Origin of the sequence: Paucihalobacter sp. (assembly GCF_036825875.1) — a bacterium.
Taxonomy (GTDB): Bacteria; Bacteroidota; Bacteroidia; order Flavobacteriales; family Flavobacteriaceae; genus Paucihalobacter.
In genome coordinates, this window is record NZ_DAISXK010000002.1 from 38,522 (window position 1) to 52,583 (window position 14,062).

Consider the following 14,062-nt stretch of genomic DNA (forward strand, 5'->3'; position numbering starts at 1 on the left):
TTAAGGACGTTTGGAACCTAATTTTTCTAAGATGAAAATAGTTAAAAATCCAATAACCATAAAGATTAGGGCCAAAACAATTTTTGAATCGCCTTCAAATTCACTAGGCATTATACTTTTTTCTAATAGAGGTATCTTGATGCCGTCGGAATTTAATCGCCATGTCAGCACGTTTTTCCAGGGCCATATTTTATTTAAGGAACCTATCATAAACCCAGTTAATATGGCTAAGGTTAAGTTTTTATGATGTTTAAACATCCAGTTCAAGACTTTTGAAAATAATTTTAACCCAATAATGGCGCCTAAACCAATCATTAGAAATTTTACCAAAGCATCAAAAAATAGGTCAGAATTAAATGTGACGATACCTTCAATTAAATTATTTATGGTTTCAATCGCAATTTGATAAGCTCCTAAAATTAATAAAATAAAGGCACCTGAAACTCCAGGTAAGATCATCGCGATGATAGCCAGAAAGCCACAAAAAATTAAGTAAATATTGCTATCCGGAGACGCAAAAGGTTCGGCTAAGGTGATATAGTAAGAAAGTATGCTGCTTGACATAATTGCCAATATTACTGCTATATTAGAGCCTTTAATTTGTTTGCCAATAAAGATAATACTGGCAACTACCAATCCAAAAAAGAACGACCAAAGTAATACAGCTTCGTTAAGAAGAAGCCACTTTATAATTTTGGCTAATGAAAAAATACTAATAGCAATTCCTAAAAAAAGCGAGGCTAAAAAATTTCCATTAAGACTATGCCAAGCTGCTTTAAAACCCGATTGTCGCAATACTTTAAAAGCATCTAGATTGACTTTCTCTATGCTTTCAATAAGTTCTTCATATATTCCTGAAATAAAAGCAATTGTGCCTCCAGAAACTCCTGGAACTACGTCGGCAGCTCCCATGGCAATACCTTTAAGGGTGACCACAAAATAATCAATTAAACGTCTGTGCATTTAAAACTGTTTTCTTTTGCGATAAAGGTAGATAAATTACAACTAAGCCTTTTTAGTTTTTGAAATAATATCGCGGATTAACGGATTATTAGATAGATTTGGAAACAGCTCGTCTAAAATAAATTGGTAATCAGCATTTTCTTTTATGGCATTGTTGAAGTGGTATTCGCCCTTGTAAAAATCAGAAAGCGTAAAAAATAAACCTGCCATCCTAAAATTTATTTCAGCATTTTCTGGATAAAATTCGGCTGCTTGTTCCAAGTTGTATACGGAGGCCTCATATTCGCCTAACTGAATTAAGATATCGGCGCGGGCAATCCATGTTTCTATTTCGTAATTGCCTAATTCTAGTGTGCGTTTGTAACCGCGTTCTGCTTCTTCATAGAATTTTAATCGGTGGTTAATTTGCGCATAAACTTTCCAGTAAAATACATTTTCAGAATCGATATTTACAGCTTTATTGATGTAATAAAGTGCTTTTTGATAATTTTTGAGTTTGATATAGTATTTTGTAATGGCAATCCAGCCTTTATCTAATAGCGGGTCTTCATGAACCGTTTTGTAAAAGTAATGGAGCGCTAAATCGTTTTGCTCCATTTTTTGATAACAGTGACCGATACGCAATAATGCAAAAGATGATGGCTCGTCTAAGGCTAGTGTAAATTTATAATTTTCAATAGCTTCGAGATATTTGCGTTGTTTTTCAAGTACTTTTCCCTTTTCTAAATAAGCACCCACAAAGGTGTCGTCGGAAATTATGGCAAAATCAAAGGCTGCTAGTGCTTTTACGTAAGCCTTTTTATTGAAATATTGTCGCCCTAACTGATGCCAAGCAACTTCACTGTAAGGATTTTGATCTAAATAAGTATTTAAAAATATAATAGCTTCTTCACTTTTTTCGGCGAAGTCGTAACAATAAATAATATTGTATAGTGCAGAATAATCTTCAGGATCTAAGGCAATGCATTGGGTGAAATAATGCCGAGCATTATCATAATCGTCTAGGAAAAGATATTCCATCCCTATAAGCCCGTAAAGATCGATGTTTTCTTCAGGAGCATCGGTAATTTGTAAAGCGATTTTTAATGCGTCGATAGCCTTTAAATGTTCATCTTGTTTAGATAATACATTGGCTTTTTGAATAAAGATTTCTTCGTTATTGGGCTCTAATTCATACAGCTTATCTAATAACTTATTCGCTTTGTCAAAATCATCGGTCATCACGTACATTTCTACCTGAAACAATTGCAGGTTAACAGAGGCTGGATGTTGTTCCAAACCAAGTTTTAAGGCTTTTTTGGCTAAACCGACTTTGCCTAATTCTAAGTAATGGTGAATAATGTTTTCAAATTCCTCTGAATCAAAGAATAAAACATTATTCGTTTTAAGCATGGATTCAAATTTGTTGAGCGATAAATTGTAGTGTTCGTCTTCGTGACCAAACTCCATAAGCACATTGTATTTGTGGTTGAAATAAAATTAAGGTTCTATTTCGATTAAAGGCTTTTCTAATGTTAATGTTTTCAACAATTTAATTAACAGGTGTTATATATTGAAAAACAGTATTTTAAATTGATCTATACTGAAGTTAAATCTAGTTAATTAAGAACTTGAGTTAAAAATTTCATCTAAAACTGATGTCATTATGTTACAGCCTTCAATTATTTCATCGTTTGATATAGTTAAAGGTGGTGTAATTCTAATGGCTTTTGGCTCGTACAACAACCAAAATAGAATGAGTCCTTTGTCCTGACATTTTAATACCATTTGATTGGTTATGTCCGCCGAACTTGTAATGGCAGCCAACATTAATCCACGTCCTCTAATTTCCGAAATTAACGGATGTACAAGATGTTTTTTAATTAATTGCTCTTTTTCTAAAGTCTGCTCGATTAGATTGGTTTCTGTAATTTCTTGTAAGGTTGCCAATGCTGCCGCTGCAATAACTGGATGCCCACCAAAGGTTGTAATATGACCTAATTTAGGCTCACTGCTTAACTGCATCATATGTTCTTTTGAAGCGGTAAAGGCGCCAATAGGCATGCCGCCACCAAGTCCTTTGCCAGTTACAACCACATCTGGAATGCAATTAAAATGTTCAAATCCAAATAACTTTCCTGTTCTCCCAATACCCGGCTGAATTTCATCTAGAATAAGTAAAGCGCCAACTTTGTTACATTGCGCTTGCACTTTGTTGAGATAATCATTTTGAGGTTCTATAAAACCAGCACCACCTTGAATGGTTTCTAAAACAACACCTGCTGTTTTGCTTGTGATTTGTTGAATATCTTCTAAATTATTAAACCCGATAAACCGAACATCTGGCATTAAGGGTCTAAAGGCGCGTTTGCGTTCTTCAAATCCCATAATACTTAAGGCTCCGATGGTACTTCCGTGGTAAGCGTGATGCGCCGCAATAATTTCGCCTCTACCTGTAACACGTTTTGCTAGTTTTATGGCACCATCAATAGCTTCTGTACCTGAATTGGTAAGGTAGGTTGTGCTGAGGTTTTTTGGTAGGTGTTGGGCTAATAGTTTGCTGAGCTTTAAAGCTGATTCTTGTATATATTCACCATAAACCATCACATGTAAATATTTGTCCAATTGAGCTTTAATGGCTTCTACAACTCTGGGATGTTTATGGCCTAAGCTACAAGCCGAAACCCCAGCCACAAAGTCTAAATATTTATTGTTGTGAATGTCATAAATATAAGAGCCTTCAGCATGGGAAATTTCCATGGCCAACGGATGCGGCGTAGTTTGTGCTTGGTATTGAAAAAAATCTTGCTGCATTGTAACTTAAAATCAGTCTTTTTTATTACTTATCTTAGGCTGAACTTTCTCCTGCTTTAAAACAGTATCTGTTTCTTTTGTAGGTATATGCCTTGCTGCTTTGCTTGTGGTGTCGTCTTTATCTTTTTTGGTGGCTTCAACACGTTCCATTAAAGCTTCATCAAAAAATTCTTCCTGCGGAATATATTCATCTAAACCTCGAATCACTGGTAAAATTAAAGGTGGATCGTCCTTAAATAAATCCTCAACACTCATGGGTTGTTCGTCTCCTCGCCAGTCAAATCCTCGAAAAATCCGCGCGTTTTTGGGGAAATCTTCCTCTGGATAAATCATCCCATCAATTTGTTTCAACTTGCTTATTTCTGTAATCTCACTATCCTCAATTTGAATGTTGATAGTAGCGGATTTTGACTTATCTATTCCAACCAATTCATTTTCGTCGTTATAGGCGTAATAAATTACTTCAGCGTTTTTAATAATATCAACGTTATAAAGTTCATTCTCTCTAAATAAACCAATCAGAATCTGTCCTTTTATTTGATTATAACCGTCACTTAAACTGTCTTTACTAATCAAAAACGCATTGTTGAACACCTTTAAAGAATCTAGTTTTTCGGTTTCAACATTTGAAATAAGATGAATGGTGTCGCCCGTCATTTGGTTTCCCATATTCCATAAAATAGGTTTGCGCGCCGTGCTAAATGCATCACCTGATGAGAATCGTTTAAGGTTAATCATTTGAGTTAATCCTTTTTTATGGTCAACATGAACCGAATCGGCTTTGCCAGAAAGATCGCTCTTAAAAATTCTCACATTGTAAAAGGCACGCGTAATTCTATGCTCCTCAGGCCCGGTAAGCATTAACGTGTCACTGCGCATGTAAATGGAGTCATTCTCCTGAACCGAAATGGCCAAAGCACGTTTGGTGATAAAGACGGAATCTTTTTCTCTGAAAACTTCGGCGTAATGTCCTCTAACAATACTGTTGTTGATGGTATCTGTTACAGTGATATTGTTGGTTGCAGAGGCAAAACTCGTATTTCTGTTGAAATAAATACTATCACCTACAACCACTCTGTTATCGTAATCTATTCTTGAGTTTTTTATAAAATAACCCGTATCATTATTGGTGTTGTAAAAGCCGCGTTCGCAATAAATGGTGCTAGTTTCTCCAACAATGGTTGATGGACCATACATATAAGCATGACCATTTTCAGTAAAAAAATCTAAACGGTTTGTTTTTAAAACATATTCAGGATTTACCAAAACAACATTGTCCACAAATTGATATTTTTTCGTGGACATATAGTATCTACCAATCGTGCTAGTTATGGTTCCAGAGGTATCTCTTACCACTCTTCCTCCAGTTGTGTAATAAGCTTGTTGCTTAGTTCTGTCAAAATAAAGCTTGTCTGTTGTAAGTACCGACTGTGGTTCGGTTAAAACAACATCGCCTCTTGCAAAGGCCAGCTGTGTTTTACCGCTGTATTCGGCATATTTTGAAGTCATATTTATCGTGTCGCCTTGTTGCATATTTACGTTGCTGAAGGCTTCAATAAAATCTTCATTTTCGTAATATAAGGCTTTGTCGCAGTATAAATTAACACCTTCGTGTATGAAATGAACTTGCTGTGAATTATCTCTTCGGAATTCTCGAACGCCTTCGCCAAGCTCTGGACTAGTGACCGCAAAACCAGAATACATAATTTTTATGCGCTTTTGTTCTTGTGCATTCGTTTTGAACACAACGAGCAATAAAAAAATGGAAATTAAAATTCTGACGTGTTTCAAAAGCAGCACTTTTTTTAGAATAACTTCTATATGTATCTAAAATTATAGATTAACATATTTTTTAACAGACTTATTGCAGTTATTTACTTACCTAACAATGGTTTGTTTTCGGTCTGGACCTACAGATACAATGGTTATCGGAATATTTAATTCTTGCTCCAAAAAGGCAATGTAGTCGTTAAGTTCTTTTGGTAACTCTTCTCCTTTGCTCATACCAGTAAGATCGGCTTGCCAACCTTTAAATTCGCTGTATATAGGTTCGATGTTTTCTGCTTCAATATTGTAAGGTAAATGGGTAATGATGTCACCTTTGTATTTATAAGCCGTACAAACCTTCAACTTGTCAAAGCCAGAAAGCACATCGCCTTTCATCATGATGAGTTGGGTAACGCCATTAATTTGGCAAGCGTATTTTAAAGCCACTAAATCTAACCAGCCGCAACGTCTCGCGCGTCCTGTGGTAGCTCCAAATTCGTTACCAACACGTCCCATGGTTTCTCCATATTCGTCAAAAAGTTCGGTAGGAAATGGGCCAGAACCAACTCTTGTGGTGTAGGCTTTAAAAATTCCAAATACGTCACCAATTGCACTTGGCGGTATACCTAACCCTGTACAAGCACCTGCAGCTGTCGTATTAGATGAAGTAACAAATGGATAGGTGCCAAAATCAATATCCAATAACGAACCCTGAGCGCCTTCGGCTAAAATGCTTTTCCCTTGTTGTTGGGCTTGGTAAATATATTCTTCGGAGTCTATGAATTGAAGTGATTTTAATGTTTTTACTGCTTCAAAAAACTCAGCTTCCAGTTCGTCTAAATTATATTGTACGTCTACATTGTAGAATGCAATCAAAGCTTCGTGCTTATTGGCTAAGGCACGGTATTTCAACTTCCAATCGGCAAGTTCTAAATCTCCAACTCTTATACCATTTCGTCCTGTTTTATCCATGTAGGTTGGACCGATTCCTTTAAGAGTTGAACCTATTTTTGCCTTTCCTTTGGAGGTTTCGCTAGCAGCATCTAGCAATCGATGCGTAGGCAGAATAATGTGGGCTTTTCTTGAAATCATCAAGGACTTTTGATAGGGTACCTTTTGTGCGTCAAGTTTTTCAAGTTCTTTTTTGAAAATAACAGGATCTATTACTACGCCATTGCCGACAATATTGATGGTATTGTCGTGAAATATTCCAGAAGGGATGGTGTGTAGCACGTGTTTTTGTCCGTTAAAGACTAGGGTGTGACCTGCATTTGGGCCGCCTTGAAAGCGTGCGATAATATCGTATTTAGAGGTGAAAACGTCAACAATTTTTCCTTTGCCTTCGTCTCCCCATTGTAAACCTAGTAGTAAATCTACTGCCATGTTAAATTTAAGTTATTTGGTTGTTTTTCTAGTTCCGTAAAAGTAGAGTGAATGGTTGTTGATTTCAATATCGAATACTTCTTCTATGGTTTTTTTGATCGACTGAATACGAGGGTCGCAAAATTCCATTACCTCGCCCGTGTCTGTAAGTATGACATGGTCGTGTTGTTTATCGAAATATGATTTTTCGTAATGCGCTTGACTTTGTCCAAACTGATGTTTTCGCACTAAAGCGCAATCTAAAAGAAGTTCTATGGTGTTGTAAAGGGTTGCACGACTTACACGATAGTTTTTGTTTTTCATATTGATGTAGAGTGACTCTATATCAAAATGCTCATTACTATCATATATCTCCTGAAGAATGGCGTAACGTTCTGGTGTTTTCCGATGGCCGTTGGCTTCTAGAAATTTGGTAAAAACATTTTTTACTATTTCTTGATTGCTATGCTTTGTTTTTTCACTCATAATTGTGGTGCAAATTTACACTTTTTTTATACGCGTGTTACCTTATGAATTCCATTAATTTTTTTCAAATTATCGATTAGTTTTTTAAGCATATTTATATTTTTTACCACCACGGTAATTTTACCGTTAAATACGCCATCATCACTGTCGAAGCTTAAACTTTTCATATTAACATGCATGTTTTGAGAAATCAATTTTGTGATTTCATTAACCAGCCCTAAATTATCAATACCAGAAAGTGTTATTTGTGAAGTGTATTCTTGTTGAGAAGAATCAATCCATTTGGCCTGCATAATTCTATAGGCATAGTTAGATTGCAGGCTTAGCGCATTTGGACAAGTTTTTTTATGAACTTTTATACCTTCGTTGATGGTTAAAAATCCAAAAACTTCATCACCAGGAATTGGGTTACAACAATTAGCGATTTTATAGTCTAATTTTTGTTCATCCTTGCCAAAAACAAGCATATCATATTTGGATGTAATTTCATCTCTATCAATATCTTTTGGAACTTCTGGCTTGCGGGATATTTTACTTTTTAGATAACTAACAAAGGCACTGCTACGTGATGCTACAAATGACTTTAGCATGGTGTTATCTATACTGCCGTTTCCAACTCTGTAAAATAAATCTTGCGAGGTACTCAATTTAAAATACGTCACCATTTCGTTCACCGATTTTTCATTCAAAATAATTTTGAGTGATTTAAGTTTACGGCGCAATATTTCTTTGCCATCTTCGGCAATATCTTTTTTATCGGCGTTTAATGAAGATTTTATTTTGCTGCGAGCGCGAGCGGTAGTCGCATAATCTAACCAGTTGGCGTTGGGTTTGGCGTTTTCTGAGGTCAATATTTCTACACGGTCGCCACTTTGTAAAACATAACTCAACGGTACTAGCTTGCCATTTACTTTGGCACCGCGCGTTTTTAAACCAACCTCTGTGTGAACGCTAAAGGCAAAATCTAAAGGTGTCGCGCCCTTTGGCAAAGACGTTAAGTCGCCTTTTGGCGAAAATACAAATATCTCTTTGGAATATAAGTTCAGTTTAAATTGCTCAACAAAATCAACAGCATTGGTTTCATTGTTTTCTAAGGCAACTTGAAGCTTGTCAATCCAGTTGTCTAAAACATCTTCCTCTTGTTCTTGTTTACCCGTGGTACCTTGTTTGTATTTGAAATGAGCAGCATAGCCTTTTTCGGCTATTTCGTTCATACGTTCACTTCTTACTTGTACCTCGACCCAACGACTTTTAGGACCAACTACAGTAATGTGTAATGCTTCATATCCGGTTGATTTTGGCGAAGAAATCCAATCCCGTAATCGCACAGGGTTTGGCGTAAAATGATCGGTGACTATCGAATAGATTTTCCAAGCGAGAAATTTTTCGTTTGAGGCATCAGATTTATAAATAATTCGCACTGCGAATTTGTCGTAAACTTCATCAAAAGAAACACCTTGCTTGAGCATTTTTTGCCGAATGGAATAAATGGATTTTGGACGCCCTTTTATTTCGTAGTTCAATCCTTCTTTATTAAGTGAATCCACAATAACGCGTGAAAAATCTTGAATATAAGCATCTTGCTCCTCCTTGCTTTCTTGCATTCTATTTAGAATATCGTAATATACTTCTGGTTCGGTATATTTTAATCCTAAATCTTCAAGTTCTATTTTAATATTGTAAAGTCCAATTTTGTGGGCTAAAGGTGCGTATATATACAGTGTTTCTGAAGCAATTTTTACCTGCTTATCGGAGCGCATAGACTCCATGGTTTGCATGTTGTGCAAACGGTCGGCAATTTTGATGATAATTACCCTAACATCGTCGTTTAGCGTGAGAAGCATTTTTCTAAAATTCTCTGCTTGCATCGACACATCTGTACCTTTGTCTAAGCGCGAAATTTTTGTAAGTCCATCGACGATTTTGGCGACGGTTTCACCAAAAAGTCGCTCAATATCCGATAGGTTGTAATCATCATTGTCTTCAACCACATCATGTAGCAAAGCGGCTGCAATTGAAATGGCATCCAGCCCAATTTCTTTGGCAACAATTTTTGCAACTGCTATTGGGTGAAAAATATAGGCTTCGCCAGATTTGCGCCGTTGATTTTTATGTGCATCTACAGCCACATCAAAGGCTGCTCTAATAAGTTTTTTATCGTCGGTAGTAAGTGTGCGATAACTAACTTTTAAAAGCTCTTTGTAGGCTTTTGCAATTTTGGCATTTTCTTGTTCTAAATCAACTTCGGTCATAAATCTAAGGTACGGCAAACAAAATTAATGCACAACAGTTTTAAAGTTTTTGAAATGTGCCAACGTGCTTATTTTATTTAATTTTTGAGGTTTTGAACGCGTTCTAAAAGTGTAGGATGGGAATAGTGCATAAAAACATAGGCCGGATGTGGCGTAAGATTGCTTAAACTGTTTTTTGATAGTTTTTTTAAGCCCGAAATAAGCGGTTCGGCTTTGTAAGTTGACTTGGCATAGTTATCGGCTTGGTATTCAAATACTCGAGATATGTAATTCATTATTAATCCAGTTATTTCAGATATTGGACTGTACAATAACCCAAAGGCGATTAAACCAGCATGAAAACTGGGAATACTTACACCAATGGCATTTGACAGTATTGGATTTGAAACAAAAATTGATAAAATATATAAGGTTAGTCCTGTTAAAATAATTGAAGTAAAAAGGTTGAAAATGATGTGTTTTCGTTTGTAATGACCAACTTCATGTGCTAAAACGGCTACAATTTCTTCTTCATTTAAATCATTAACTAAGGTATCGTATAAGGTAATTCGCTTTTCTCTGCCGAAACCTGAGAAATAAGCATTGGCTTTGGTACTGCGTTTTGAGCCATCAATAACAAAAATATTTTTTAAACTAAATCCAACTGAAGCCGCGTAATCCGAAATATTATCTCGTAAACTACCATTTTCTAGTGGTGTTTGTTTGTTGAAAAGCGGCACAATTAGTTTGGCGTAAAACATATTCATTACAATGGTAAAGGCTATAATAACAGCCCAGGTGTAGAGCCAAAAATGTTCTTGCGTGCTTTGATAAAACCAAACGATTAACGCTAGAATGCCGCCACCTATAACCACCATCATTAGCAAACTTTTTAACTTATCGGTAATAAAAGTGCGTTTGGTGGTTTTGTTAAATCCAAAGCGTTCTTCAATTACAAAGGTTCTGTAATAGCTGAATGGTGTTGAAATAATATCACTCGCTATCATAATAATCCCAAAGAAAATTAGTGCAACCACAATAGCATTATCGCTGTAACTTCGGGCAACTTTATCAACATATTCAAATCCGTCGAGAACTAAAAAAGCTATGGTTAAAACAAAAGAAAATAAGGAGCTCCAAACACCAAATTTGTAATTTACCAATTTGTATTCCATCGATTTTTCGTAGGCATCTAGCTCGTAAACATCTTTTAGTTCATGTGGGATTTCATCTTTATAATGTTTGGCATTTAGCGCATCTAAAATTTTATCAATGATAAAGTTGATGCTAATAATGGCAATAATTACATAGAAAAGCGTATTTGCTGTCATAACAAATTATTTAAAATTACGTTGGCGTTTGGCTTCAAAAATTAAAATTCCCGCAGCAACGGAAACGTTCATGGAATCAATTTCACCTTGCATGGGGATCACAATATTTTTTGTTGAATGCTGTAGCCAATCATCACTTAAACCTTCATCTTCAGTGCCAACTATAATGGCGCAAGATTGGGTAAAATCCTGATCGGTATACAACTCCGAAGTTTGTAAAGCGGCACAAAAAATTGAAACTTGATGTTTTTGTAAAAAACTTATAACCTCTTGTGTCGTGCCAGTGGCAATCTGATTGGTGAAAAGGCATCCAACGCTGCTTCTTACAATATTTGGATTGTATAAATCGGTTTTCGGATTGGTTATAATAACGGCATCAACGGCAGCAGCATCGGCAGTGCGCAGTAAGGCGCCAATGTTTCCTGGTTTTTCAGGTGCTTCGGCCACCAAAATTAACGGGGAATCTGTTTTAAATTCAATTGTATCTAAAGTATGTGGTTTAATTTCGGCAATTGCCAAAACGCCTTCAGTAGTTCCGCGATGTGCAATTTTTTGAAATACTTCACTCGTAATTTCAATGATATTTATTTGGTAATGTTGAAAAGACAAAGCTTCAGCTTCTGAAAATAAATCAGGATTGAACAGTAATGTCTTTATCTTATAACCTCCGCGAATAGCCAGTGATAACTCACGCTTTCCTTCAATTAAAAACATACCGGTATTTTTGCGTGTTCTCGACTTGTCTTTTAATTGAATAAGGGATTTAACAAAAGGGTTTTGCGAACTGGTTATTTTTTTAATCATATTTGTTTAAAACTGATAGCTGTTAAAAAAATTGCGTTATATGAGGTACAAAGATATTTGATTCATGCGATATTTTATTGTTTTCGATTTTTATCCTGTTCACAACTTTTGAATGTTAATAGGAAATCACCAACTTAATAAATACCTTTATAAAAAAATCCCAGATTCTTCAATTATGATTAAAAATTTAGTGATGTTGTTATTATTTCTTGGCTTTGTTTCATGTGAAGAAAAATCAAAAGAAAACCAAACTACAGCAACTAATTCAACCGAGTCAACAAGTAGATATCCAACTGTGCTTCAAAATATTTTTAACTCACATGGTGGATTAAATACTTGGAATTCTATGAATACAGTAAAATTTTCCATAGATAAATCTGATATCACAGAAACACATACAACAGACTTAAAATCGCGCAAAGCAATTGTAGAAAGCTCGGAATATTCGCTTGGATTTGATGGTGAAAATACTTGGATTAAGGATGATAATGACAATTTTAATGGCAACGCAAGTTTTTATTATAATTTGATGTTTTATTTTTATGCGATGCCATTTGTGATTTCAGATCCGGGTGTTTTTTATACTGAAAGAAAAGACACTACTTTAGAATTTGAAACCTATGGCACACTACATATTGGTTTTAGCCGAAGTGTTGGAACATCGCCACAAGACGAGTACATAATTTACTACAATAAGAAAACATTTGAAATGGCATGGTTGGGTTATACCGTAACCTATTTCGATAGGAAAAGAAGCACAGAATGGCACTTCATAAAATATGAAAACTGGCAAACCACGAACGGTTTAAAATTGCCGAAGACTCTAGTTTGGTACGAAACTAAAAATAACAAACCTCAAAAACCTAAAAATAAAGTGGAGTTTTTTGATGTTAGTATTACTTCCGAAACCGCAAATCCAAGTTTATTTCATCCTGTTAAAGGCAGTGTATTCGTACAATAAAAAAGTCTGCTTCCTATTTGAAAGCAGACTTTCTAATTAATTCACCTTTAAACTAATTTTCCGAATTGAATTTATCGGAATAGCGTTTATATAATGTGGTATGATGACTCTCCAATGAAATAGCTCTACCATCAATAAAAGCATGTGAAATTATATTTCCACGCATATCTAAGGCATCACCATTTGCTATAAAAAGTGTGGCGCTTTTGCCAACTTCTAGGGTGCCAAACTTGTCATCAATTCCTAAAATTTTTGCGGCGTTACTGGTTATCATTTTAAGAGCATCTTCTTTTTCCATGCCTTGACCAACTACCTGACCTGCGTAAAAAGGCAAGTTTCTTGTGTTCATACGTTCCATACGGCCACCTGGATCGATGGTCACCAATAGACCAGCATCGTGCAATAGTTTTGGTAATTTATACGGTAAATCGTAGTCGTCATCTTCAAAATTGGGTGTGCTTTGCGTTCTTCCAACTACAACGGGAATATTATTTGATTTTAAAAAATCGATTATTTTGTAAGCATGATAACCACCAACTAAAACGACATTCTTAATCCCGATTTCTTTTATGAAAGTAATGGCGTCAATGATTTCTTTCTCGCTATCGGCACTTACAAATAATTTTTTAGAACCGTCAAAAAGACCCTGTACCGCTTCAAAAGCTAGGTTATTTTCAGTTGGTGTTGCTTTGGCAAAGATTTGTGCTTGTACAAAAAATTCCTTGAATTTCTCTATGTCTTCAGCGTAGGATTTGTTAGGTTGAAATCCGCTTGGCTCGTCTAACCACCAACGACCGCGAGTAAACCCGTTTGGCCAATTCATATGAAGGGCATCGTCTACTTTAACTTCGGCATCTTCCCAGTTCCAAGCATCAAACTGAACTACCGACGAAGTGCCACTCAATCTGCCACCACGTGGCACAATTTGCCCTAATAAAACGCCGTTTGGACGCATACTTTCAACCACCCGACTTTCGGCATTGTAGGCAATTAAACTTCTGATGTTTGGTGAAATATTTCCCAATTCGTTTACGTCCATACTGGCACGAACTGCGTCAACTTCACCTAAACCAAGTGTGCTGTTTACCACTATAAAGCCAGGATAAACGTGTTTGCCATTCGCATTAATAACGGTTCCTTTAGTTGAGATGTTGGTTCCAATTTCTGTAATGATTCCATTTTCGAAAATGATGGTGGCGTTTTCAATTACGGAACCGTTTCCGATATGTGCGGTTACACCTGTTATGGAAATGGCGTCAGCTTGTTTGGCTGCTGGTGTTTGCTGAGCAAAAAGACTCGAGCTAACAATGAGTAGCGCTGTTATAATTATTTTATGAATTATTGATGTCATTGTTTATGTGTTT

The 14,062-nt window shown here is 35.9% G+C and carries 11 protein-coding genes; 1 reads left to right on the plus strand and 10 read right to left on the minus strand.

Annotation, left to right across the window (positions count from 1 at the left end):
• The 9 genes from V7Z48_RS01155 to V7Z48_RS01195 all read right to left on the minus strand — a co-directional run bounded on the left by V7Z48_RS01155 (position 1) and on the right by V7Z48_RS01195 (position 11,737).
• Entirely contained in the window at positions 1 to 963 is a 963-nt protein-coding gene (locus V7Z48_RS01155) for a DUF368 domain-containing protein (RefSeq protein ID WP_334111550.1), read from the minus strand.
• A 42-nt stretch (positions 964 to 1,005) separates the two neighbouring features.
• Positions 1,006 to 2,412 carry a tetratricopeptide repeat protein gene (locus V7Z48_RS01160; protein WP_334111551.1) on the minus strand — a complete coding sequence of 469 codons (1,407 nt, stop codon included), beginning with the start codon at positions 2,410 to 2,412 and terminating at the stop codon, positions 1,006 to 1,008.
• A gap of 153 nt (positions 2,413 to 2,565) precedes the next feature.
• On the minus strand, positions 2,566 to 3,756 hold the full coding sequence (locus tag V7Z48_RS01165) for an aspartate aminotransferase family protein (protein WP_334111552.1): 1,191 nt from the start codon (positions 3,754 to 3,756) through the stop codon (positions 2,566 to 2,568).
• 12 nt (positions 3,757 to 3,768) lie between these two features.
• Positions 3,769 to 5,502 (minus strand): OstA-like protein, encoded by a 1,734-nt coding sequence (locus tag V7Z48_RS01170; protein WP_334111553.1) that lies wholly within the window; start codon positions 5,500 to 5,502, stop codon positions 3,769 to 3,771.
• A 132-nt stretch (positions 5,503 to 5,634) separates the two neighbouring features.
• Entirely contained in the window at positions 5,635 to 6,906 is a 1,272-nt protein-coding gene (locus tag V7Z48_RS01175; protein WP_334111554.1) for an adenylosuccinate synthase, read from the minus strand.
• 12 nt (positions 6,907 to 6,918) lie between these two features.
• Positions 6,919 to 7,371 carry a Fur family transcriptional regulator gene (locus V7Z48_RS01180; protein ID WP_334111555.1) on the minus strand — a complete coding sequence of 151 codons (453 nt, stop codon included), beginning with the start codon at positions 7,369 to 7,371 and terminating at the stop codon, positions 6,919 to 6,921.
• A gap of 26 nt (positions 7,372 to 7,397) precedes the next feature.
• Positions 7,398 to 9,623: a RelA/SpoT family protein gene (locus V7Z48_RS01185; RefSeq protein ID WP_334111556.1), complete on the minus strand. Its 2,226-nt coding sequence runs from the start codon at positions 9,621 to 9,623 to the stop codon at positions 7,398 to 7,400.
• A gap of 77 nt (positions 9,624 to 9,700) precedes the next feature.
• On the minus strand, positions 9,701 to 10,933 hold the full coding sequence (locus V7Z48_RS01190; RefSeq protein ID WP_334111557.1) for a M48 family metallopeptidase: 1,233 nt from the start codon (positions 10,931 to 10,933) through the stop codon (positions 9,701 to 9,703).
• A gap of 6 nt (positions 10,934 to 10,939) precedes the next feature.
• On the minus strand, positions 10,940 to 11,737 hold the full coding sequence (locus tag V7Z48_RS01195; RefSeq protein ID WP_334111558.1) for a TrmH family RNA methyltransferase: 798 nt from the start codon (positions 11,735 to 11,737) through the stop codon (positions 10,940 to 10,942).
• A gap of 175 nt (positions 11,738 to 11,912) precedes the next feature.
• On the opposite strand from V7Z48_RS01195, the gene V7Z48_RS01200 reads away from it, so the two are divergent.
• Positions 11,913 to 12,698, plus strand: a complete 786-nt coding sequence (locus V7Z48_RS01200) for a DUF6503 family protein (protein ID WP_334111559.1) — start codon at positions 11,913 to 11,915, stop codon at positions 12,696 to 12,698.
• 52 nt (positions 12,699 to 12,750) lie between these two features.
• Here the strand turns inward: V7Z48_RS01200 and V7Z48_RS01205 are convergent, their stop codons facing one another.
• Positions 12,751 to 14,049 carry an amidohydrolase family protein gene (locus V7Z48_RS01205; RefSeq protein WP_334111560.1) on the minus strand — a complete coding sequence of 433 codons (1,299 nt, stop codon included), beginning with the start codon at positions 14,047 to 14,049 and terminating at the stop codon, positions 12,751 to 12,753.
• Positions 14,050 to 14,062: the final 13 nt, after the last annotated feature.

Excerpts from the sequence above, each read along its gene's own strand:
- V7Z48_RS01180 (WP_334111555.1), bottom strand. The coding sequence starts at position 7,371 with ATGAGTGAAAAAACAAAGCATAGCAATCAAGAAATAGTAAAAAATGTT.
- V7Z48_RS01195 (WP_334111558.1), bottom strand. The coding sequence starts at position 11,737 with ATGATTAAAAAAATAACCAGTTCGCAAAACCCTTTTGTTAAATCCCTT.
- V7Z48_RS01200 (WP_334111559.1), top strand. The coding sequence starts at position 11,913 with ATGATTAAAAATTTAGTGATGTTGTTATTATTTCTTGGCTTTGTTTCA.
- V7Z48_RS01160 (WP_334111551.1), bottom strand. The coding sequence starts at position 2,412 with ATGGAGTTTGGTCACGAAGACGAACACTACAATTTATCGCTCAACAAA.
- V7Z48_RS01155 (WP_334111550.1), bottom strand. The coding sequence starts at position 963 with ATGCACAGACGTTTAATTGATTATTTTGTGGTCACCCTTAAAGGTATT.
- V7Z48_RS01175 (WP_334111554.1), bottom strand. The coding sequence starts at position 6,906 with ATGGCAGTAGATTTACTACTAGGTTTACAATGGGGAGACGAAGGCAAA.
- V7Z48_RS01165 (WP_334111552.1), bottom strand. The coding sequence starts at position 3,756 with ATGCAGCAAGATTTTTTTCAATACCAAGCACAAACTACGCCGCATCCG.
- V7Z48_RS01190 (WP_334111557.1), bottom strand. The coding sequence starts at position 10,933 with ATGACAGCAAATACGCTTTTCTATGTAATTATTGCCATTATTAGCATC.
- V7Z48_RS01185 (WP_334111556.1), bottom strand. The coding sequence starts at position 9,623 with ATGACCGAAGTTGATTTAGAACAAGAAAATGCCAAAATTGCAAAAGCC.
- V7Z48_RS01205 (WP_334111560.1), bottom strand. The coding sequence starts at position 14,049 with ATGACATCAATAATTCATAAAATAATTATAACAGCGCTACTCATTGTT.